At 40.7% G+C, this 23,405-nt stretch carries 21 protein-coding genes and 1 riboswitch; of the genes, 17 read left to right on the top strand and 4 right to left on the bottom strand.

The annotated features are described in order from the left end of the window. Positions 1-19 precede the first annotated feature (19 nt). Together IEE83_RS07925 and IEE83_RS07920 are read left to right on the top strand one after the other, a co-directional pair. Positions 20-3,262, top strand: coding sequence for an efflux RND transporter permease subunit (locus IEE83_RS07925; protein ID WP_194120068.1), 3,243 nt, complete (start codon positions 20-22; stop codon positions 3,260-3,262). A gap of 17 nt (positions 3,263-3,279) precedes the next feature. Then, positions 3,280-4,419, top strand: a complete 1,140-nt coding sequence (locus IEE83_RS07920) for an efflux RND transporter periplasmic adaptor subunit (protein ID WP_194120067.1) — start codon at positions 3,280-3,282, stop codon at positions 4,417-4,419. 70 nt (positions 4,420-4,489) lie between these two features. On the opposite strand, the gene IEE83_RS07915 is transcribed toward IEE83_RS07920, so the two are convergent. Further along, a complete protein-coding gene (locus IEE83_RS07915; protein WP_194120066.1) occupies positions 4,490-5,065 on the bottom strand; it encodes a DUF1543 domain-containing protein in 576 nt (191 codons plus the stop codon). An 18-nt stretch (positions 5,066-5,083) separates the two neighbouring features. Between IEE83_RS07915 and IEE83_RS07910 the strand changes: the two genes are divergently transcribed. After that, positions 5,084-7,129 (top strand): T9SS type A sorting domain-containing protein, encoded by a 2,046-nt coding sequence (locus IEE83_RS07910; protein ID WP_194120065.1) that lies wholly within the window; start codon positions 5,084-5,086, stop codon positions 7,127-7,129. 73 nt (positions 7,130-7,202) lie between these two features. After that, a riboswitch (Fluoride riboswitch) is annotated at positions 7,203-7,269 on the top strand. 21 nt (positions 7,270-7,290) lie between these two features. Beyond that, positions 7,291-8,604 carry a voltage-gated chloride channel family protein gene (locus IEE83_RS07905; RefSeq protein WP_194120064.1) on the top strand — a complete coding sequence of 438 codons (1,314 nt, stop codon included), beginning with the start codon at positions 7,291-7,293 and terminating at the stop codon, positions 8,602-8,604. Positions 8,605-8,610: 6 nt separating this feature from the next. Here IEE83_RS07905 and IEE83_RS07900 read toward each other — a convergent pair whose 3' ends face one another. Then, positions 8,611-8,907 (bottom strand): GNAT family N-acetyltransferase, encoded by a 297-nt coding sequence (locus IEE83_RS07900; protein ID WP_194120063.1) that lies wholly within the window; start codon positions 8,905-8,907, stop codon positions 8,611-8,613. Positions 8,908-9,195: 288 nt separating this feature from the next. On the opposite strand from IEE83_RS07900, the gene IEE83_RS07895 reads away from it, so the two are divergent. The 4 genes from IEE83_RS07895 (at position 9,196) to IEE83_RS07880 (ending at position 10,715) form a co-directional block, all read left to right on the top strand. Continuing rightward, positions 9,196-9,360 carry a lmo0937 family membrane protein gene (locus tag IEE83_RS07895; RefSeq protein WP_194120062.1) on the top strand — a complete coding sequence of 55 codons (165 nt, stop codon included), beginning with the start codon at positions 9,196-9,198 and terminating at the stop codon, positions 9,358-9,360. 162 nt (positions 9,361-9,522) lie between these two features. Next, positions 9,523-10,062, top strand: a complete 540-nt coding sequence (locus IEE83_RS07890) for a hypothetical protein (RefSeq protein WP_194120061.1) — start codon at positions 9,523-9,525, stop codon at positions 10,060-10,062. A 44-nt stretch (positions 10,063-10,106) separates the two neighbouring features. Next, the gene (locus tag IEE83_RS07885; RefSeq protein WP_194120060.1) at positions 10,107-10,391 is read left to right on the top strand and encodes a hypothetical protein; all 285 of its coding nucleotides are present in this window, start codon (positions 10,107-10,109) and stop codon (positions 10,389-10,391) included. A gap of 39 nt (positions 10,392-10,430) precedes the next feature. Then, positions 10,431-10,715: a hypothetical protein gene (locus IEE83_RS07880; protein WP_194120059.1), complete on the top strand. Its 285-nt coding sequence runs from the start codon at positions 10,431-10,433 to the stop codon at positions 10,713-10,715. 13 nt (positions 10,716-10,728) lie between these two features. Here IEE83_RS07880 and IEE83_RS07875 read toward each other — a convergent pair whose 3' ends face one another. Continuing rightward, complete coding sequence (locus IEE83_RS07875; protein WP_194120058.1) at positions 10,729-11,409, bottom strand: arylesterase; 681 nt, start codon at positions 11,407-11,409, stop codon at positions 10,729-10,731. A gap of 202 nt (positions 11,410-11,611) precedes the next feature. Here IEE83_RS07875 and IEE83_RS07870 point away from each other — a divergent pair, with 202 nt between their 5' ends. Both IEE83_RS07870 and IEE83_RS07865 read left to right on the top strand, forming a co-directional pair. Next, entirely contained in the window at positions 11,612-12,301 is a 690-nt protein-coding gene (locus IEE83_RS07870; protein ID WP_194120057.1) for an ABC transporter ATP-binding protein, read from the top strand. Positions 12,302-12,344: 43 nt separating this feature from the next. Next, complete coding sequence (locus IEE83_RS07865; RefSeq protein ID WP_228101719.1) at positions 12,345-14,915, top strand: ABC transporter permease; 2,571 nt, start codon at positions 12,345-12,347, stop codon at positions 14,913-14,915. Positions 14,916-14,967: 52 nt separating this feature from the next. On the opposite strand, the gene IEE83_RS07860 is transcribed toward IEE83_RS07865, so the two are convergent. Next, positions 14,968-15,534, bottom strand: a complete 567-nt coding sequence (locus IEE83_RS07860; RefSeq protein ID WP_194120056.1) for a Crp/Fnr family transcriptional regulator — start codon at positions 15,532-15,534, stop codon at positions 14,968-14,970. Between the two features lie 501 nt (positions 15,535-16,035). Here IEE83_RS07860 and IEE83_RS07855 point away from each other — a divergent pair. The 7 genes from IEE83_RS07855 to IEE83_RS07825 all read left to right on the top strand — a co-directional run bounded on the left by IEE83_RS07855 (position 16,036) and on the right by IEE83_RS07825 (position 23,356). Then, positions 16,036-16,680, top strand: a complete 645-nt coding sequence (locus IEE83_RS07855; RefSeq protein ID WP_194120055.1) for a hypothetical protein — start codon at positions 16,036-16,038, stop codon at positions 16,678-16,680. 21 nt (positions 16,681-16,701) lie between these two features. Next, positions 16,702-17,208, top strand: coding sequence for a phage tail protein (locus tag IEE83_RS07850; protein WP_194120054.1), 507 nt, complete (start codon positions 16,702-16,704; stop codon positions 17,206-17,208). Positions 17,209-17,244: 36 nt separating this feature from the next. Next, complete coding sequence (locus IEE83_RS07845; RefSeq protein WP_194120053.1) at positions 17,245-17,748, top strand: phage tail protein; 504 nt, start codon at positions 17,245-17,247, stop codon at positions 17,746-17,748. A gap of 49 nt (positions 17,749-17,797) precedes the next feature. Then, entirely contained in the window at positions 17,798-18,313 is a 516-nt protein-coding gene (locus tag IEE83_RS07840) for a phage tail protein (RefSeq protein ID WP_194120052.1), read from the top strand. A 7-nt stretch (positions 18,314-18,320) separates the two neighbouring features. Then, positions 18,321-18,824 carry a GNAT family N-acetyltransferase gene (locus IEE83_RS07835; protein ID WP_194120051.1) on the top strand — a complete coding sequence of 168 codons (504 nt, stop codon included), beginning with the start codon at positions 18,321-18,323 and terminating at the stop codon, positions 18,822-18,824. Beyond that, positions 18,806-19,114 (top strand): DUF6916 family protein, encoded by a 309-nt coding sequence (locus tag IEE83_RS07830; protein WP_194120050.1) that lies wholly within the window; start codon positions 18,806-18,808, stop codon positions 19,112-19,114. Before IEE83_RS07835 ends, IEE83_RS07830 begins: the two co-directional genes overlap by 19 nt. Positions 19,115-19,192: 78 nt before the next feature. Next, positions 19,193-23,356 carry an Ig-like domain-containing protein gene (locus IEE83_RS07825; protein ID WP_194120049.1) on the top strand — a complete coding sequence of 1,388 codons (4,164 nt, stop codon included), beginning with the start codon at positions 19,193-19,195 and terminating at the stop codon, positions 23,354-23,356. Positions 23,357-23,405: the final 49 nt, after the last annotated feature.

The raw sequence follows: 23,405 nt of genomic DNA, 5'->3' as shown, positions 1-23,405 counted from the left end.
TAATTCCTACCCAATTATTATGAATTTAATAAGAAATGCACTTCGCAAACCCATCTCGATTCTAGTACTTGTTGCCGGGATGTTCTTTTTTGGTATTAACGCGGTGCGTACCATCAAAGTGGATATTTTTCCGGCCATGGATTTGCCCGTGATTTATATCTCTCACCCATATGGTGGTTTTACACCAAACCAGATGGAGGCCTATTTCGGGAAGCCTTACGTTAATATATTTCTTTTTGTTAATGGTTTAAAAGCTGTTGAAACAAAAAATATTCAAGGGCTTACCCTGATGAAACTGAGCTTTTACGAAGGGACTAACATGGCGCAGGCAGCCGGGGAATTAAGTGCGTTTGCCAACAGGATGCAATCTTCTTTCCCACCCGGATCTCAACCTCCGTTTATTATCAGATTTGATGCTTCAACATTACCCGTAGGCCAGCTTGTTTTCAGCAGTGCAACACGGTCAAACAACGAACTTCTTGATCTCGCCCAGGTTTATATCCGTTCATCTTTTACCTCAATACCCGGACTTATTTCTCCGCCGCCTTTTGGAGGTAACCTTCGCACGATATTAATTAAAGCTGATCCACAGTTATTACGATCACATAATCTTACACCCGACCAGCTTGTAGAAGCGATCCGGGTAAATAATCAGGCAACACCTGCTGGAAATGTGCGTATCGGGGATAAAAACTACCTGACACCCGCCAATACTTCTATCAAAAATGTTAAGGATTTTGGAGACATTCCTTTGTTTAAAGGAACAATACAGAATTTATATTTAAAAGATGTTGCCACTGTGGAAGACGGAGCTGACCTTACAGCCGGTTATGCATTGATTAACGGAAAAAGATCTGTTTATCTGCCGATCACAAAATCAGCGGATGCTTCGACCTGGGAAGTGGTACAGAATCTGAAAAAGGCAATTCCTCGTTTCCAAAGTATTTTGCCGGAAGATGTAAAAATATCCTATGAATTTGACCAGTCAGCTTATGTAATTAATGCTGTTGAAAGTTTAATTACCGAGGGTGCGATCGGTGCGATTTTGACAGGGATCATGGTACTGATATTCCTTGGTGACCCCCGTGGCGCCTTGATCGTGATCATGACCATTCCTACTTCCATTATAGCTGGGGTATTATTTTTGAAATTGTTCGGACAAACCATCAATATCATGACGCTAAGCGGACTTTCGCTTGCGATTGGTATTTTGGTGGATGAGTCGACGGTAACGATTGAAAATATTCACCAGCATCTCGATCTCGGCAAGCCCAAGGCGCTCGCAATCTGGGATGCCTGTAAAGAAATTGCTTTTCCTAAACTCCTTATCCTGCTTTGTATCCTGGCCGTTTTTGCCCCGGCGTTTACAATGACAGGTATCCCGGGAGCCTTATTCCTTCCGCTGGCTCTTGCGATTGGATTTTCAATGCTTGTATCATTTCTTCTTTCACAGACATTTGTTCCGGTTATGGCCAACTGGCTGATGAAAGATCATTTGCACAAGATCCACAAGCCAGCGGCAGATTCCAGCATTACAGGTAGTGAAATCGATACCTGGGATGAGAAAAAACAATTGGTAGAACGTGAAGATTTCAATAATGATGGAAAAGTAAGCGGATTTGAAAAATTCAGAAATGGCTTTGTCCGGATGCTTGAAAAATTATTTCCAAGTAAAAAACTCGTTGTACTTGCCTATGTTGTGGTCATTACCGGTGCCGCCGGATTACTGCTCGTTAACATCGGTCGCGATGTTTTGCCAAAGGTCAACGGTCGCCAGTTTCAGCTGCACATACGTGTACCTGACGGAACGCGGATAGAGCGGACAGAAGAAAAACTGCTTAAAACAATCGGCGTTCTGGAATCTATTGTAGGAAAAGAAAATATTGCGATCACATCGGCCTTTGTCGGAATGCACCCGGCCCAGTTTTCAACAAATCCTATTTATCTGTTTACCAGCGGACCTCACGATGCAATTCTTCAGGTAAGTTTAAAAGAAGATTATAAAGTACAGCTTGACGACTTAAAAGAAAGTGTGAGAAGCAAAATGAAGCAAAACTTACCGGATGTAAAGGTTTCTTTCGAACCTATTGAACTGACGGACAAGATTCTGAGTCAGGGTTCCCCAACACCGGTAGAAGTCAGGATTATGGGAAAAAATAAAAAATTAAATGAAGAGTATGCGAACAAAATTGTCGCAAAACTGCAACAGATTAATTTCCTTCGTGACGTCCAAATTGCTCAGCCGCTTCATTATCCTGCTGTAAATATTGATGTGGACAGAACGCGTGCGGCGCAGCTTGGCGTTGACATGTCGGATGTTTCCCGTTCATTAACCGCATCAACCTCATCGTCACGTTACACAGAGAAAAACGTTTGGCTTGACGAAAAAATCGGTCTTAGTTATGCCGTTCAGGTTCAGGTTCCTGAAAACCTGATGAACAGCGTGAACAGTATTGGAGAAATTCCTGTTTTGAAAAATTCCACTCGTCCGGTATTAAGTGATGTGGCAACGATAAAACTGGATACAACCTATGGAGAAAACGACAATTTAGGAGCGATGCCTATTATGTCCGTTACAGCGAATTTGCATAAAACAGATCTCGGAACGGCTTCAAAAGCGGTTAAAGAAGCCATTGCTTCTTTGGGAGAACTGCCTCGTGGTCTTACAATTGAACCAATTGGTCTGAGTACTGTTCTTACTGAAACGCTTGACAGTCTGCAATCGGGATTAGGTGTTGCTATTGTGGTGATTTTCTTAATGCTGGCTGCCAATTTTCAGTCGTTTAAAGTTTCACTGGTGGTACTTACAACGGTTCCTGCTGTGTTACTAGGAGCACTTGCGATGTTGACAATTACGGGATCTACATTAAATTTGCAGTCTTATATGGGTATCATTATGTCGGTCGGGGTATCAATTTCCAATGCTGTACTTTTGGTAACCAATGCCGAGCAGCTCAGAAAACATAATGGTAACGCATTGCTTTCAGCAAAAGAAGCCGTCGAACTTCGTCTGCGACCGATTTTGATGACCAGTGTCGCGATGATCGTAGGTATGATTCCGATGGCCGCGGGACTTGGAGAAGGCGGAGATCAGGCATCTCCTCTGGCAAGAGCAGTGATCGGAGGCCTTATTGCTTCAACGGCGGCTGCACTTATTATTTTACCGCTGGTTTTTGCCTGGGTACAGGAAAAAACATCAACTGCTTCGGTTTCTCTTGATCCGGAAGATAAGGAAAGTAAATTTTATGTACCTGCTCATTAATTCTAAAATATAACCTGATGCAACCAACCAATAAATACTCTATCATTAGCGGACTGATATTCAGTATGCTGATTGCTTCTGTGATCGGATGCAGTTCCAATGCAGAAGAAAAAGAAAAAACCGAAAAGGCTGAAAAAGCTGCTGCTGCTCCCGCTGCAACGGAAACTTTTCCGCTTGAAAAAGAAGATCTGTCAACGGCCTTCCACACACCCGGAGAACTGATCTCTTTCAGGAATGTCGATCTTTATGCAAGAGAAACCAGTTTCGTAAAAAAAATATATGCTGATGTAGGTTCAGAAGTTAAAGAGGGGCAATTGCTTGTATCTATGGAAGCGCCCGAATTAAATTCAAGACTCGCAGGAGCCGAATCCAGAGTGAAAGCGCAGGAAGCCGCATACATTGCGAGCAAGGCAAATTATTCACGTCTTGTCGAAACCAGCAAAACGCCGGGAACAATTTCTCAAAACGATCTGGACCAGGCATTGGCGCGGATGGATGCGGATTATGCGCAGCTTCAATCCGCAAAAGCAAGTCAGAAAGAAATTGGTGCAAGTAAAAACTATCTTGAAATCAGAGCACCATTCGGCGGTATTATCACCGCAAAAAATGTCAGTCCCGGCGCTTATGTTGGCCCTGCGGGAAAAGGATCTGAATTTCCCATATTCACCTTGCAGGAACAAAGAAAAATGCGTCTGGTCGTTTCAATTCCGGAAGCTTATGTTGGTTATGTTACCAATCAGACTGAGATCAGTTTTTCTGTGAAGGCATATCCAAATCAGAAATTCAAAGCCAAAGTAAAACGTTTGGCCGGTGCACTTGACAGCAGATTACGTTCAGAAAGAATTGAAATGGATGTTTTCAATGACGACAAAAAATTGTTTCCTGGCATGGTTGCCGAGGTAGAAATTCCACTTTCTTCTGATGTTCCTTCTTTTGTTATTCCAAAAACTGCCCTTGTTAATTCAATGGAGAGAGTTTTTGTTGTAAAAGTTGTAGATAACAAAGCTTTGTGGGTTGATGTAAAAAAGGGAAGAGAAATGGACAGCACCATTGAAATTTTCAGTGGCGACCTTAAAATAAAAGATCAGTTAGTGAAGAAAGCAAGTGAAGAAGTTAGAAATGGTTCTGTTCTGCATACGAAATTAGCTTCTCTGTAAGAGATTCATTTTTTGATATAAACAAGACCTTGGAAGCCGGTTGCTTTCAGGGTCTTTTGTTTTATATCCTCTAAAATTCTTTTTCTATTTTTTGAAAAGGAAAAAAACCAAGATGAACCTCATCCTCCGTACCTTCCTCTTTTGAGATAGTCAAATAATATTTTTCTCTAAAAGCCGGACCTAATATCTCCTGAACCTGAAAAATATCATCCACATCGATTCCATATTTGTCATCCACATGCGATCGGGCGCCTTTGAATCCGGTATGTTTATAAAAAGCAGTTTCCTTGGAGCGAGCAATGGCTTCACTCTGGTTTCCAGCCACGGTAAGCATTTTATAATGAAATTCATCAAACTCTCCTTTTTTATACCCACCCAGATTGATGAAAAATAATTTAGAATTGTCCTCACTTTCAATTCTGGAATCCACGCGCTCAACAACATTTATTGAATAACCGTCCACTTGATTCACTTCCCGGAAAGCATCCAGATGCAGTTTACCTTTTGCCTCAGGCCAGAACTGAATAATATGTGGTATCATTTTTTTAAGTGATTCCCCGATTCCAAAGAAAATATCATGTTGCTCCGTAAAACGGCCCGCAGGTCTGCATCCCACCAGAATCATATAAAGTTTCAACTTATTCATTTTTTAAAATAACAGTCTGTGAATATTAATTTTTACCTCAACTTGTTATCGAGAACTTTTCCATTTTTCTTAACCTTACTGATATCAATTTTTCTTACCATTTCAACCGTAAACCCGGCAAATGCCCAAAGATTTTATTCTGTTGTATTTAACCAATTGCCACAGGATTATCAGCTTTATCCCCGTAATGAAAACAGCGAATCGATTGTGCCGATATCCGGAATGATTGAAACGACCGGCTTCAATTATATGTCGGTCCAGGTTTTTAGGGATGACAAATTAATCAATTATTTAAAAGCTCCGATCAGCTACAACAGTAACAAAACCGGATCTTTTGCAATGCAGGCAAAAATCCGTGCCGAACTTGCTGAATACAGCTTTAAAGTATATGCCTGCCAGGCGAAGGATTCTGTTCTTATAGTGGCCAGGGCAAATGTTGTCAGCGGAGACGTTTATATTCTTACTGGACAATCCAATTCCACTGGTTTTTTCACCGAGGCCGATACAAACCAATATTGTCGCACATTTGGAAAAATCACCGGAACGCTTAATACCGAAACTTACAATCCGGCTGATACACTTTGGGCTTTGTCCAACCAGCAGGCTTATTATAATGGAGTTGGAACCATGGGTTTTGAAATTCAAAAACAACTTTCCCAAACCTCAGGTATACCAAACTGTCTGATCAATGGAGGATTTCACTGGTCGTCTGCTGCTATGCATGCACAACGGACGGAAAGTAATCCGGCAGATTTGACAAATGGATATGGACGCATGTTATACCGGATTCAGAAAGGCGGTTTGACTGAAGCTGCCAAAACTTTTATTTTCAGACAGGGCGAAACCGAAGCATATCATGAAGGTGTGGACTGGCCGGGTAATTTTAAAAAATTATACAACAATCTCAAACTTGATTTACCTAACCTGGCGAAGCTTTATGTTTTTCAGATAGATGTGATTTACTATCAATCCACAACCGGTGCACAGATCCGGGATTACCAGCGGAAACTGCCAGAAATATATCCTGATGTCCGTGTTCTTTCCACCGTCGGAACCCAGGAATTTGATGGTCTGCATTATGGAAGAGAAGGAAACAGACAGAGTGGTCTGGAATTGTCAAGACTGATAGCCAAAGATTTTTACGGATTGAAAGACACGGTTAATATTAACTCACCAGCGCTAAAAAAAGCGTTTTATGCCTCAGCAGAAAAGAAACAGTTAATCTTAACTTTTGACGAAGGACAGCAACTGGTTTATCCTGAAAAATACAGCCCAAAAGCTGGCGTACTTTTAGACATGAAAGATTTCTTCTATCTGAATAATTCAGCAGGAAATGTTCTTTCCGGCAAGGCAGATAATAATAGAATAATTCTTGAATTAAACGGCTCACAAACGGCTACGACAATCGATTATTTACCACCATTTGTTGTAGACGGCGGTCCATTCTATCCATATACTGGTCCTTACATCAAAAATAAATTAGGCATGCGTGCGCTTACCTTTTATAATGTAAATATTTCCAACGCACTTCAAACTCCCGTCCTGGCAGCTTCAATTGATGAAATGGCAAAGGCTACGCTTTCCTGGTCGGCGGTGGCTGATGCAAAAAGTTATATTCTGCAAAGAAAATCTTCTTCCGAAACTGATTTCAAAACAGTTGCTGATCTGCAAGCAGCGGCTAAAAATTATCAGGACGATTTAAGTGCAGAAACCGGCAAAATTACTTACCGCTTGAAATCAGTGGGACAATCATCAGAATCAGTAGATTACGGCTATGCCGAAGTATTAGCTCCCGTTGTTCTTGGCGTTTCAAAAGAGGAAAATGATCTTATTTCCGTGTACCCTAATCCGGCCAGCAAAAACGAAAAAGTTACAATTCGCTTCAAACAAGCAGTTTCAGGATCTTTAAATTTGATTAATGCAACCGGAAAAATAATCGGAAAACAAGCTATGAAGCACCAAAATGAAGCCAGTTTTGATATTTCCATTCTGTCAACAGCCGTTTATTTTTTCCAACTTGATTCAGAAGAAAAACTTCCGGCGAAAAAATTGCTCGTACGGTAATTACCAGATATGATATTGTAATCCTTTTTTAATTTTTAAATATTGCCTGGACTAAACTGTTTTTTTATATTTGTGTATCAAAGGAAATGGTGTCTTCCTATTTGAACCGCCCTAAAAAAGCTGATGGCGCCTGGTTATGTTTATTTTAAGCCAGGATAATTATGCCTTTTTCAGATCAAAAAACTCAATTCAGAGAAACTAAAAGTTACCAATATTTTTCCAAAGCCAATCAACGATTTCCTTCATCGGGCTATATTATCAAATGGCTATTCATTTGCTCATTACTTGGTATTTGCGTCGGTTCTGTGTCAGCTTTTTTTCTTGTTTCGCTTCAATGGGCTACTGAGCTTCGCGAATCGCATCGCTGGCTTATAATATTGCTTCCCGTTGCCGGTTTGGCCATTGGGTTATTATACCATTATTTTGGAAAAGAAGTTGAAGGCGGGAATAATTTGCTGATCGACACCATTCATAATCCAAAAGACTGGATTCCTTTCAAAATGGCTCCATTCGTATTCATTGGAACTATAACAACACACATTTTTGGAGGATCCGCAGGACGGGAAGGCACGGCATTGCAAATGGGAGGCGCCATTGGCGAGCAGATCAGCCGGGTTTTTAAACTAAATTCAGGGGATAGAAAAGTACTTCTTATTGCAGCCATCAGTGCAGGTTTTGGCTCTGTATTTGGCACACCGCTTGCGGGAGCAGTATTTGGCCTGGAAGTTTTTCTGATCGGAAGATTACGTTATGACTCCATTTTCCCCGCATTTCTTTCAGCGATTCTGGCAAGTCTGGTAACGGATTCCTGGCAGGTTTCACACACCCATTATCACATCTCGTTCATTCCGAAAATTTCGGCTGTCAATATCCTCTTTAGTGTTATTGCGGGAATATTCTTCGGCATTACGGCTGCATTTTTCAGCAAAACAATCCATCAGGCTGGCAAATTATTTAAAAACTACATTGCCTATCCCCCACTCCGACCATTTGCTGGCGGAATTCTCGTGGCTTTGGGCGTTTGGGCAATTGGCACAACAAAATACATCGGACTCGGCATTCCAACAATTCTGGAATCTTTTGAACATAGTCTTCCCGCCTATGATTTTCTACTCAAAATCGTTTTTACCATTATCACTTTAAGCGCGGGGTTTAAAGGCGGGGAAGTAACTCCTTTGTTTTTCATAGGTGCAACGTTGGGAAATGCATTGTCCTATTTTATTCCACTTCCTGTTGGTTTATTAGCCGGTATGGGCTTCGTTGCTGTTTTTGCAGGCGCTACAAATACGCCGCTCGCATGCATACTCATGGCGATAGAATTATTTGGCGCCGAGTGCGGCGTGTATGTCGCCTGTTCATGTGTAGTTTCCTATCTGTTTTCAGGCAACAGCAGCATTTATCATGCACAAATCATTGGAGAACCAAAAAATTCAGTTTTCAATACAAATCGGGGAAAGAAAATTAGTGAGCTTTAAGCTCACTTAATAATTTGCAACCAGTCTTTTCCATTCCGGATGCCTTTCAAGATAATCAAGAACGTAAGAACATCTTGGAACAATTTTTCTGTTTTCGGATTCAATATATTCTAAGGTTTTTGTAACCATAGCTGATGCCACGCCTCTTCCTTCAAGCTCCGGCGCAACTTCCGTATGTATCAGATATACGTGGTCGTATTTAATTACATAATCAATGAAGGATCTGTAATTATCCACTATAAATTCAAAGTTGTGTTTCTCCTTGTTGTCTACCAAAGGAATATCGTCATATTTTCCACTCATATCTTATACTTTAAAATTAATTCGGTCAATTTAAGTGATCAATATACTTTATACAAAGGTTTACACCTTTCGGTTTCAATTATTCTGTTTATCAATTTCCGGCGTTTTCTTCCATTCTATTAGCTTCTGAGTGTTTTTTTCTACAACTCCCCTAAAATTTCAATATTCCCAATTGGAATAAAATATAAATACGGGGAATAATTACGCTTTAAAGGGCCAAAACAGTACTGGCATCTATTTTTAATACTCCGTAACATACATTTTATCTTAAACTAATTTACTACCACCATGGGAAATCTTCTTTATACAATAGCCGTTATTCTGGTTATTTTATGGCTTATCGGTTATTTTGGCTTTGCCAGTTTTGGAATGGGAAACATCATTCATGTTCTTTTGGTGATTGCCGTAGTTGCCGTAATACTTAGATTGATACGTGGAGACAGAGTCGTCTAAAACAATACTTCATCAATGATATTTGCTCAGAATTCCTAACCGGGATTCTGAGTTTTTTTTGTCCGTATAAAAAGAAACAACCAGCTCAAAAAACGATACTTTGGCACAATTGTTATGAAAAATGATATGCCGGTTTCAAAGTGGCTAACCTGATACATAATTATGGAAGATTCAGATTACAACCCCGTTCCTGATACAGTTACCTCTGTTTTTCAAACCAGAGAAGGAGCTCAAAAAGCTTACGACGAATTAATTTATCGTGGTTACAATGCAGATGAAATCACCGTTATAGTTTCTGATGAAACGCAAACGCTACACTTTTCAAAAGAAAATAGCGAAGAGCATTCTGAGCATAAAACGCTTGAAAAAGCAGGTTTGGGCACGGCCATTGGAGGAACAGCCGGAGCGGTTGCGGGGGCAATTGCAGCCATAGGAACGGCAGTGGTAATTCCTGGTCTGGGTATAGCAGTGGCCGGACCAATTCTGGCATCTTTAACCGGAGCAGGTGCTGGTGGTATTGCGGGTGGAATTATTGGCGCGCTCGTTGGTTCGGGTATTTCCAAACACCATGCGGAACACTATGAGAAAAGTCTGAAAAACGGCGGTACGATCGTTGGTTTCAAACCTAAAACTGTTGAAGACCGGATTGAAATTATTACAGCCTGGAATGGTTTCGGAGGAAGACAGGTTCATGAAGATTGACAGGATTTTTTTACATGGATACTGAAAAAACCTCAGTCATGACTATGGAAAAATACATTAAATGTCGCCATGAAAACGGGTTCTTCATCTTTGATACCATAGAGAAATACCCGGAAGATATTGCCAATGATATTCTTGAAGAATTTATCAATCAGGATTTGGAAGCAATCACGTATAAAATTGCGGACGACCACTGGTTTCAGGTAACCGGACGTATCCGCGAACAATATGTAAAACTGATTCTGGATGATGATGGAAATGATCCGGTTTTAGTTAAAATGAATACCATAAAAAGCATCCTGGAATACAGGATCAAGGAATTAGTTTAAGGCCGTTTGGGTTTTAAGTATTGAACAACAGCTATTTAAATGACGCACGAAAAGATATTTAAACGTAAGGATGGGAGCCGGGTAAAAGTATCAGTTTGGTTATATGTGCATCTTAACAAATCAAACTGGGGCTATTCGATATTCCTGCGTGAAGCGGATTCCGACCGTTGGATAGATCCTTTCAGCGACAGCGAATATATCACGCGGGTTATTAAACCGAAATTTAAAAACACTACAAAACACGATTCGTTTGACAACTATATTTCGAAAAAGGAAATTATGGAAGCCAAATTGGAATTATGGGAAATCATTAAACCTGTATGATTTCCCATCATTTTTACAAAATATCTTTTAGTGATTTCCACACCGTTTCTGCAACGATTTTGTGTCCTTCCGCAGTCGGATGAATTCCGTCGTTCTGATTTAATTTTGCTTCCCCGCCAACTCCCTGTAAAAGAAAAGGGATTAACGTAAGCTTATTGGTTTCAGCGATGTCTGTATAAACATTTTTAAACTCGCTAGTATATTTTTTGCCCATGCTTGGCGGCATTTGCATACCTGCCAATACAAGTTTTGCATCAGGATATTTTGCCTTCACTTTATCAAGGATGGATTGTAAATTCTTTTTAGTCTCACTTACCGGAATTCCTCTGAGACCATCATTTCCACCCAATTCCAGTACAAAAACATCAACCGGTTGTTTCAAAATCCAGTCGACACGACTATTTCCTCCGGCCGTAGTTTCTCCGCTGACACCACCATTTACTACCTTGTAATCCAGGCCAAGTGAATCAATCCGTTTTTGCGTCAGGCTGGCAAAACTTTTCGAAGGATCATCCAGGCCATATCCGGCGGTAAGACTGTTGCCAAAAAACAGAATGGTCTTTTTACCTTTTTTGACTGTTTGTTCTTTTCCGGCTTTTTCGGATTCAGCTGGTTCAGTTTTTTTGTTACCGTTGCAAGCGGCCAATACTAATATTAAAACGAATAATCGCGCAGTTGAAAATATATTGTTCATGAGTCAGGTACGATCGGTTTAAGCTTTTTTGATTTTGGTTTAAATACAATTTAATACCGCCTATTTTTATAATTGGCTGCAATCAACATGTAAAAATATAATATTTATACTTTATATTTCCTGTCAGGTAACCAGCTTTGATTATTTGATAAAAAGATCACGCCGGCATCGTCGCGGAAAAACCTTAACAACGGAAAATTTAATGAATACGATACTGAATTTGAATCAGGTTAGCAAAATTTATCAAAGTGGCAGCAGGTCACTGACGGTGCTGGATAATATCAGTTTTTCGGTTGAAGCTGGCTCAACCATGTCTATTGTTGGACCATCGGGAAGCGGAAAAACAACACTTTTAGGTCTCTGCGCCGGTTTGGACAGATCAACTTCCGGCAAAGTAGAATTGCATGAAACACGGTTGGACGGACTTAGCGAAGATCAGCTTGCGGCTGTGCGAAACAAATATGTTGGTTTCATTTTCCAGAACTTTCAACTGATGCCGACCTTGACTGCACTGGAAAATGTGATGGTACCGCTTGAACTTCGTGGAGAAAGAAATATAAAACCAAGAGCATTGGATTTACTGGACAAAGTTGGCCTTGCAGACAGAAGTCATCACTACCCTACCCAGCTCAGCGGTGGTGAACAGCAGCGCGTTTCTCTGGCAAGGGCGTTTTCAAATAAACCACAAATTTTGTTTGCTGATGAACCAACCGGAAATCTGGATGCCGAAACGAGTGAAAAAGTTGTGAAACTGCTTTTTGACCTCAATAAGGAAGCCGGAACGACGCTGGTAGTAGTAACCCATGACCTTGAACTTGCAGCAAAAACACAAAGAATCATTAAAATAAAAGGAGGAAAAATCATTTCAGATACATCTGGTCTGATTGTCTGAATTCTTAGTTTTTCATTTCCTTTTATAGTGAATTTGATACAAAATGATCCCATCAGAAACATTTTCGGAAGATAAATCAGAAGGCTTAAACTTTCCCTGGCTATTGCAAATGGCCTGGCGCGACAGCAGGCGAAACCGTTCGCGGCTGCTTCTGTTTGTGTCATCCATTGTCTTGGGAATTGCTGCACTGGTAGCCATATATTCCTTAGGCGACAATCTCAAACAAAACATTGACAGCCAGGCTGCTACACTTTTAGGTGCAGATCTGCAACTTTCAGGAAACAAGCCGGTAACGGGAAACGCAAAAAAACTCATTGATTCATTGGGCATAAAACGTTCGGAAGAAAGAAGTTTTGCTTCCATGATTTTATTTCCAAAAAATAATGGAAACCGCCTGGCGCAGGTGAAAGCACTGGAAGGAGATTTTCCTTTTTATGGTGATCTGGAAACGTCTCCGCTAAGTGCCGGAAAATCATTTAGAAATGGTAGAGAAGCCCTGGTTGATCAAACGCTGATGTTACAATACGAAGCAAAAGTTGGCGATTCAATCAAAGTTGGTGAGGTCACTTTTGCCATTGCAGGTGTATTGCTGAAAGCGCCCGGACAAACAGGTTTGACAAGTTCTGTTGCACCATCGGTTTATATTCCGATGAAGTATTTGAACCAAACCGGTTTGATGCAAAAAGGCAGCCGGATTGCGTATCGTCACTATATCAAATTTGCACCAAGAACGGATGTTGAAAAGCTGGTAAAATCATTGGAGCCAAGATTTGATTCCGCAGATCTGGACCATAAAACCGTCCAAAGTCAGAAAGAAGATACCGGCAGATCTTTTAAAGATCTTACTCAGTTTCTTGCCCTGGTTGGTTTTATCGCCTTGCTTCTGGGCTGCATCGGCGTTGCCAGTGCGGTACATATTTATATCAGGGAAAAACTGAATTCCATCGCCATACTCCGTTGTCTTGGTGTAAAAGGTTATCAGGCTTTTCTGATTTATCTTATTCAGATTGCAGGAATTGGACTTTTTGGTTCAGTCCTGGGTGCTATTCTGGGAAGTGTGATTCAACAATTTTTACCCATTGTCATTAAGGATTTTCTTCCTTTTGAGCTTACCACCGGTTTGTCGTGGCCGGCTATCGGGCAGGGAATTGGTATCGGTTTAGTCATTTCAATACTTTTTGCGATGCCTCCCCTGGTTTCCATCAGGAAAATTTCTCCGCTGAATGTTCTTCGTAATACCGCAGACACAGGAAAATCGCAAAGAGATCCGGTAACCTGGATCGTATACGTTCTGATCATCGCATTTATTTTTGGCTTTTCTTACCTTCAAACGCAGAACTGGATTCAGGCACTTTCTTTTACAGGCGGCATTCTTGGATCTTTCATTGTCCTTACCGGAATGGCTTCCTTACTTATGTGGCTGGTTCGCAGGTTCTTTCCAGCTTCATGGAGTTATCTGTGGCGTCAGGGACTGGCAAATTTGTTCCGGCCTAACAATCAAACAATTATCCTGATTGTCTCCATCGGACTTGGTACATTATTCATCTGCACTTTATTTTTCATCCAAACAATTCTTTTAAACCGGGTCAAACTTTCATCAAGCGGAAATAAACCCAATATTGTTTTATTTGATATTCAGTCAAGCCAAAAAGATGCTGTTATCGCACTTGCGAAACAGGAAGGACTTCCAGTAAACGAGACGGTTGCCATTGTCAATATGCGCCTGGAACAGGTAAATTCCAGAAGTGCGACAACAGCCCAAAGTGATACGTCCAAGGAGAATTCACGCCGTATTTTTGGCAGGGAATATCGCGTCACTTTCCGGGATTCTCTGACAGCTTCTGAAAAAATCGTGCAGGGTGAATGGATTGGCAAGTACAACAGTAATTCCCAATTAATTCCTGTTTCCGTTGAAGAAGGTTTTGCCAAACGAAGTAATATTGCGTTGGGTGACACTCTCGTTTTTAACGTGCAGGGTACCGTTATGCAAACTTACGTTGCCAGTACACGTGACGTAAACTGGGCGGAAGTCCAGACAAATTTCCTGGTTGTTTTTCCAACGGGAGTACTTGAAGATGCACCACAATTCCATGTACTTTTAACCCATGTTCCTTCGGCTCAGGTTTCTGCAAGATTTCAGCAGATACTCGTTCAAAAATTTCCAAATATCTCAATTATCGACCTCGCGCTTGTTTTAAAAGTAATTGACGATCTGTTTAATAAAATTGGTTTCGTCATCCGTTTTATGGCCGGTTTCAGTATCCTGACGGGTATAGTCGTACTCATTTCATCCGTACTGATTAGTAAATATCAGCGGTTGCAGGAAAGCGTTTTGCTGAGAACATTGGGAGCGAGCAGAAAACAGATATTTGCCATTACAGCACTGGAATACTTTTTCCTTGGTGCAATGGCGGCATTGACAGGGATTTTACTGGCACTTGTCGGCAGTTGGGCACTTGCCAAATTTACTTTTGAAACTGAGTTCAAGCCTGAGATATTACCTGTTTTAATATTGTTTTTACTTGTATCCTCGCTTACAGTCATTATAGGCCTGATAAACAGTCGGGGAATTCTGTCGAAATCACCTTTGGAAGTTTTACGTCAGGATGTTTAGTTTGGGAATAATACTGAAGAGAAATTCAATTTGAAGAGCTGAACGGTCTGAACTATTTTGCAGCGTTATGAATTTTTGTAAGTGTTTCTATTCTGATGCCAAGGTAGGAAGCAATATGAATTAATGGTACTCTTTTAATAATCTGGGGCTGAATTTTACACATGTACTCGTAACGTTCCCGGGCCGTGTGAAGTTTGAAAAGGTATGCCTGTTTCTCCTGTCGCCTCAGAATTTCTTCCATCAGTTTTCTGTCCATGGTATCAACTTCAACAGAGCGACTGAATAATTCGTAGAGTTTTTCTTTGTCAAAAATGATTACTTTCATATCCTCCTCGGCCTGGATAAAATATTCGGATCCAATGCCGAGTTTCATACTTCTTATGTTGGTGGCAAACTCATTTTCAAAGTAAAAATTTGTATTGATCGTTTGGCCTCCGTAATCATGCCATGCCCTGCAATAACCTGTTTCTATATAAAAAAGAGAATGGCATATTTCTCCGGTTTTTAGTAAATATTCACCCTTGGTAAAGTAACGTGTGCTCAGAACCATTTGCAAAGCACTCCATCCCTGCTCGGACAATTGTATTATGCTTTTTATATAAATGTAGAGATTTTCCAAGTCTTGAAAATTTAAGCAAAAATCTAACTTATAATCTAATAAAGCACGCTTTTACTATCCAAAATATAGTATTACTGAACATATTAATCCTAATATACAATTTTTTATTATTTTATTTATTCTTATACAAAAAATATAACATTAAGCTAACATCAGTCTTCTTTTATAATTATCAAACAATTTCCGACTTATGTCAAAAAATATGTTTACCCTAAAATACAAATTATTAAGGCAAGAATGATTAAGCTAGAAAAATGGAAACCTCGTATTACTATGCTCATTAACAGTGAATTAATTAACACTCACAAAGGAAAATGAAATATAATCAATTGACTTATCACACTTTTGTACTGTTATTCCAAAATAATGTACTACCCTCCCAATTAAAAGTTACAAACTTTTATTAATTTCAACGGTCAATAAATTTTTTCGATTGACAAGTGGTAAGTTTTTGCATTTTGACAACCAACAAACCTCACTATTTGAATACATTTTTACCCAATGAAAAGAAGAAATTTTATTTTTTGTACAGCACTTAGTGTTGGCAGCATCAGTACTGCGTTCGCCGCTTCCGATAAGAATTTACCTTCCATAGAAAATAATCTTCAACAATATCTTTCCGCTATCGGAGCGTACGGAGAACTTAAATTTCTTTGTGACGATCAGCTTATTGAGGATTTTACATTGAAATCAGCTTCTTACTTGCAAACCGGATACAAGTCGTACGGTTTGAAATATTATTTCTGTTCACAACAATCAGTGGCTGTTTGCCCTTTGGTATTGACTACTGACAGTTCCGGAATTATTGACATCGCTGTGCTCTTTTTTAGAAAAAACAGCTCCAACAACTGGACATATAGCAATTCATTTTCTGGTTTTCATCTGGAAAGTATTGTTAAAGCGCTGCCTGAACTGAATCAAAATTATTCTACTGAACAATGGGCAGATCTTCTCGTCCCGGTTCAGAGAATTCCTGGAAAAACCATTCCTCATACACTTTTTACTAAAAACGGTTCCTTACGTCTGGTTGTAAAAATTGAAGATCAAAAAACATTACTTGATTTCTCTCTCACTGAAAAAAACAGTGAAATTTTTGCACAGCAGAGCTTGTCGGATTACTCGCCAAAAAACAATTTACTGATCTAAAATTATCAAAATACCGATATCATGGCAGAACCATTTTTAGCTGAAATAAGAATGATGAGTTTCAATTTTGCACCGAAAGGCTGGGCATTTGCTGATGGACAGTTGTTAACTATAAATCAAAATCAGGGTTTGTTTTCACTTTTGGGAACGACTTTTGGCGGGGACGGACGAGTGAACTTTGCGTTGCCAGACCTTAGATCCAGGACGCCTATTCACGTGAGCAACTCCCATATACTAGGAGATAGAGGCGGAGAGCAGAATCATACTGTAAGCATAAACGAATTACCTACGCATACGCACACCATGAAGGCCAGTGATGCTGGTCCGGCAACTTCAAATCCGGTCGGCAATTCACTTTCAAGCTCAAAACCGGCAAATCAATATACCAGACAACAGATCAATCCGGTGACTTTGGCACCTGCAACCATTGCGAACGTAGGAGGAAGTCAGGCGCATTCCAATATGCAGCCATTTCTTACAGTAAGCTTTTGCATCGCCTTACAAGGGAATTTCCCGTCTCCAAACTAACATTTAAGGTTTATTTATCAAAATAGAAAATGAAAAATGGCACAGCCTTATATAGGTGAAATCAGAATGTTTGCAGGTAATTTCCCACCGGCAGGCTGGGAATTCTGCAATGGTCAGATTCTTCCAATTTCAGAATATGAATTTTTGTTCAATTTGATAGGAACAACGTATGGCGGAGACGGCCAGGAAACCTTTGCTTTACCGGATATGCAAGGCAGAATACCTGTACATCAGGGTAATGGGCGGGTTTTATCGGAAAATGGAGGCGCTGAGGAAATTACACTAAATGTGAATCAGATTCCCTCGCATACCCATGGCCTGGTAGCATCCTCTTCAATTGCAAATTCGTCTAGCCCTGTAAATAACTCGCTGGCTGTTTCCAGTCTGGTCAGCGCATTTGTATCGCAGGATAATCTTGCCAATATGAACACGGGCATCGTGACCAATACCGGAGGCAGCCAGCCTCATACGAATATGCAGCCGTCTTTGTGTGTCAATTTTATAATTTCAACTTCCGGGATTTTCCCAAGTCAGTATTAATAGTATTAATATTCCGATAAAAGAATTAATTCAATTTCTCATTTGCAGTATGGATCCCTTTATTGCCGAAATACGAATATTCCCTTTCAATTTTGCCCCAAATGGATGGGCATTTTGTGATGGACAAATTTTGCCGCTATCGCAAAACACCGCATTATTTTCGCTGCTTGGTACAACTTATGGCGGAGACGGAAAGAGCACATATGGATTACCCGACCTCCGCGGAAGAGCTCCGATGCATCCGGGCCAGGGACAAGGATTATCTCTGAGAGATCTTGGTGAAACTAATGGAGTTGAATCAGTAGCCTTACTTGAATCCGAAATTCCGGCGCATAGTCATACAATAAGAATAACAAATGCTCCCGGGCAAGTCAGCACTGCATCGGGAAATATGCTGGCACAATCACAGCATGGAACAATCTATTCTAGCTCCCCTCCTAATGTCAATATGAGTGCTGGTTCGATAGCGCCGACAGGTGGAAATCAACCTCACAATAACATGATGCCTTACCTGACCTTTTACTTTTGTATCGCTTTGCAGGGTGTGTTTCCCCCAAGACATTAATTCTGATATGGATTTATCATTAACAAATACAAGTATCAGATTAAGAAAAATTGAAGAAAACGACAAGTCAGTTTTACTTGAAATTTATGCAGGTACCAGAAAAGAGGAAATGGAAAGAGTGCCTCACTGGACTGATTTGATGAAAAAGGAATTCTTAAAACAGCAGTTCAACGCGCAGCACATACATTATCAGAACAATTATCCAGGTGCAGATTTCTGGATTCTGGAAAAAAATAAAAAACCAATCGGGCGGCTTTATGTGAGTGAAAGATATAATAATTCAACAATCCGGATCATTGATATTACACTTTTACCGGCTTTCAGAGGTAAAGGATTGGGAACCGGGATTTTGAAAGATTTAATACAAAAAGCATCAGAATCCGGAATTCCACTCAGTATCCATGTGGAATCATTTAATCCCGCCAAACAACTTTATGAGCGACTGGGATTCAAAAAAATCAGCGAAACAAACGGCGTTTATCATTTAATGGAATGGAAGCATACGATTTAAGCAAACTCACAGCAGATGATTTCAGAAATCATTTACATCAAAATATAGAGATTTATTTCAATCCGGAAATTCCGGTAAATATGGAGGTTCTGGAAGTCCAAGACCTGGAACTCTATTCTCCGCTTGAACGAAATTCATTTTCCATTTTATTTCGAATGAATGGTGAAAAAGGATATTATCCTCAGGGAACCTATCCGGTAAATCACCCGGAATTAGGGAAAATGGATATTTTTCTTGTCCCCCTGGGAGCCGATAAGGAAGGTATGAGATACCAGAGTATTTTTTCCTGAAAGCGTAAGTGAATCCCGAAGTGAGACTTCCAGTATTTGACAAAGCCCCTTTCTTTTAATGCATATTAATTACAGCTTATGAAAAACCTTTACCTCTATCTTGCAGGAATGGTAATGCTTGCATCAGGTTATTTTATTGTTGATACAAAAGATTCTGTCTTTCAAGATATCATTTATAAAAATGAGGCTGCCTTAAAAGAAAGTGGCAAAAAGTCATCTTTTTCAAAACAACTTCAAAAATCACCATTGACTGCCACTAAAAATAAATCGGCAAGCGTGGTGGCAGCCAGTATTACGGCCACAAATTCATATACTATCACCAATGACCTTGGCGCTCCGGGAGCAACAGCCGGTGACGAGATTACTTATACGGTAACCATCGCAAACGGCGGAACGGATGCCAGCGGAATTGTTTACAATAGCACCATTGATCCTAATACCACACTGGTTCCTGGTTCTGTAAAAGTGAGCCCGATTGTGCAGAACGATAGCTATTCAACCATAGGAAATGTGACCCTGAATATTCCTGCCGAGGGCGGGTTATTTGCCAATGATATCAGTCCTGACGGTTCTGCCTGGACTTTAACCAGTGCTTCTTCAATTGGCACAGCGCATGGTGGTATTGCCACCATCACTGCGTCAACAGGTGCATTTACTTATGTTCCGGCACCAGGTTATACAGGAGATGATACTTTTAATTATACTGTACAAAATGCCTCGGGCGCTGGCTTCACAGCACTTGTTACGATAACATTGACAAATAAAATCTGGTTTATAAATTCCGCGGCTTCGGGAACGTCAGTAGGAACCTTGGCTAATCCATTCACATCCATTGCATCTTTCCAGTCTGCCAATACTGGCGCAACAGGAAAACCGGGTACTGGTGATTATATATTTATTTATTCGGGTAATTATTCCGGATCAATGACGCTTCTTTCCGGACAAAAACTGATCGGGCAAGGTGCCAGCAATACTATACAGCAAATAACTACATTCGCCTCTCCAAGTGGTGTTAATTTACTTCCGCCTACCGGAACAGCTCCTGTACTTACAACGGCCGGCACCGGAGTTGATGCCATTATATTGAACCAGAATAATACAATCCGTGGATTTTCAATTGAGAATACGTCCGGAAAAAAGATAAAAGGTGCATCTTTTGGAACATTAACAGCAAGTGAAGTATCATTGACCGGCACAGGTGCGGCACTTGACCTGAACAATGGAATTCTTAACGCAGCATTTCCAACCTTATCATCAGCAAGTACCGGAACCGCGGGAATTAGTGTCACCGCCGTTTCTGGCACACTTAGTAATTCGGCAGGAACAATATCTTCTACCAACGCAACCGCAGTTCAGATTAGTGGGACCGGCACATTGACTCTGGGCTTGACTTTCGCGTCCATATCAAGTTCTGGAGCGACCAAAGGAATTTCTCTTTCCAATACTTCCGGAACATTTAAGGTAAATGGTACAGGAACGACGGCGGGATCTGGCGGAGTTATTTCCAATATATCACAACGTGGAGCTGAATTTATCAGCGCCAGCGGAGTGACCTTGCAAAATATGAATTTCACCACAGCCAATACAACTGATGGTAGTTCAGATGTTGATAATACAAACAGTAACGCAGCGATTTATGCCAGAAGTCTTGGTGGAATAACTTTAACGAATTTAAGCATTAACGGAGCTTCACAGTATGGTCTTAGCTTTATCAATGTTTCAAATTTCGCTTTGTCAAATACCTCTGTTTCGAATGCAGGAACTTCGGAAGATGAAGGTGGAATTTATGCCACCAATTCAACAGGAACCAGCACGATTACCGGCTTAACAATTTCAAATTCATCCGGCCGCGGCGCCTATTTCAGAAATTCCGGTTCATCGGCACTTACAAAGCTGACCATAGGCAGTACTACAATTTCAGATTTACCAAATGCAGAAGCACTTTTACTGGAAAGCTGGAATACTTCCAATATGAACGTCATTGTAAAGGAAAACTCTCAGTTTTTAAGAAGTCAGTCCACGGCTGTGGCGGTATATGCCAACGATGCATCGATAATTAACGCAGATTTACTTAACAATACTATCGATCCTGGAACCGGGAACGGCGCCGGGCTTGACATTTCCAGTTCCGGAACTGCTACTATTAACTTCAACGTATTAGACAATATAGTAAAAGCAAGAACCAGCACGGTAATCAATAATTTTGCCTACGACGGCTCTACTTTACAAGGTACAATTCAAAACAACACAGCAACATCACTTGGTGGTGACGGAGCCGGAATTGTAGTACGCACAGAAACACCAGGCGGCAGATCCGCAACGGGCACGGTAAAAATCGATAACAATACCATCAGCGGAGTTACTCAGGATAATGCCATCAGAGTTTCTGCTTTTTCTTTCAATAATACACCTATCAATGCTACTATTACCAATAATATAATAAATAGTAATATTTCGAACGGCTATCTATACAGCCAGATTGATTTGAGTTTAAATTCAATAGCAGGAAATAACGCGGTACTTTGCGCCAATATCTTGTCAAATCATTTGGAGGGAGGCTCCTCACAATTCGGACTATTAAATGTCAATGTACGCACCGGAACTGTTATTAAATTCCCACAGGCAGGAGCACTGGTGGATATATGGAATACTAATCAAAATAAACCGACAGGTACAACTTCCGGAAATACTAAGGTTTCAATAAACAATGCGGGTACCCAATTAACTGGTACTTGTCCCGTACCAACCAATCCCAAACAAAGAATTGCAGCTGATGAGACGATCGCTGCAACTGATGCTGTAAAACCTGAACCTGTTTCAACGGAAAAAATTAAGCCTGAAACTGTTAAGGAAGAAAACAACAAAATTGGTAACAGTGAAGAAAATTCACTTCGGATAGAGGCTCCTCTGGCTGTTGGAACAGTAAATGTCGGTGGCACAAACGGCTTTCCGATTCCCGCGGAAAAAAGTGTAACAATCACATACAAGGTTACAGTAAACAGCGTAATCCCTGCAAACGTCTGCAAAATTTCAAATCAGGGAACAGTAAGCGGAACTGGAATAACACCAGTTTTAACAGATGACATTTCAGTTGGCGGCGCCTCCGATCCTACCACTACTGCTGTAACACCAACTGCCCTTCCGACCATCACGCAAGGCCCGGTGAACAGTGCAGTTTGTGCGGGTTCAACGGCAACGTTCAGCGTAACAGTAACAGAAACCGGTTTAAGTTACCAATGGCAGAAAAAAATATCCGGAGGTACGTTCACCAATATTGATCCGGCAAGTAATGCTTCGGCTGCAACGGCAACATTATCATTAAGCAATGTTCCAACAACTGATAACGCAGCGCAATATCAGGTTATCGTTTTCTCACCGTGTGTTACCACTACTTCCGGTTTTGCCACTTTAACGGTTAACAAAATTGAAACGGCATCAATTACAGGCAGCACAAGTACCGACCAAAACAGTACCATGCCCACCATTACTTTCGCAGCAACGGGTGGTACCAAACCTTACACTTTCGCTTACACATTAAACGGTGATGCCAAAACGGTATCCACGGTGGGCAATGCATCAACCGCGGTAGCGAGCCAGCCTACAACACAGGCCGGAAGTTTTGTTTACGAATTGAAAAGTGTAACTGACGCTACTTCCTGCGGATATACACCTGCGACCACGCAATCTGTGACAATCAATGTAACGCCGCTGCCTGTAACTCTTACCGTTTTCACAGCAGCGAAAGAAGGAAATTCTGCCATGTTAAACTGGGAAACCACTATGGAAACAAATAGTGACCGTTTTGAAATTGAGCGGAGCCAGGATGGCAAAAGCTGGTTGAATATTGGTACAAAATATGCAAATGGAGAAAGTTCTACGACTATCAAATATTCGTTTTCAGATGCAAATCCAACAGCAGGCGAGAATCTTTATCGTCTGAAAATGATTGATAAAGACCAGACTTTTGCATACAGCCGGATCCGCAGCCTGACTTTCAGCATAGACCTGCAAGCTTCTTTTTATCCAAATCCGGTTTCTGATCAGCTTCATTTGAATGTTGCAGACTGGAATAAAGTTGCTGCTGTTGAACTGATTTCTGTAAAAGGGCAATCCATTTACAAATCAGAAAAAACATTGAGCACTGTAATAGATGTTTCCCGCTTTCCCGCAGGAATCTACATTGTTTCATTACGTTATGTTGATGGCAGTAATAAATCTTATAAAGTGGTAGTCAGCCATTAACAACATCTAATTTTTTACCAAAACCGCATGAAGGCTTTGTCTTTTATGC

Source organism: Dyadobacter subterraneus (genome assembly GCF_015221875.1).
GTDB classification, from domain to species: Bacteria; Bacteroidota; Bacteroidia; order Cytophagales; family Spirosomataceae; genus Dyadobacter; species Dyadobacter subterraneus.
The sequence above is the reverse complement of the archived record's forward strand: the minus strand, read 5'-3'. Positions and strand labels throughout refer to the sequence as shown.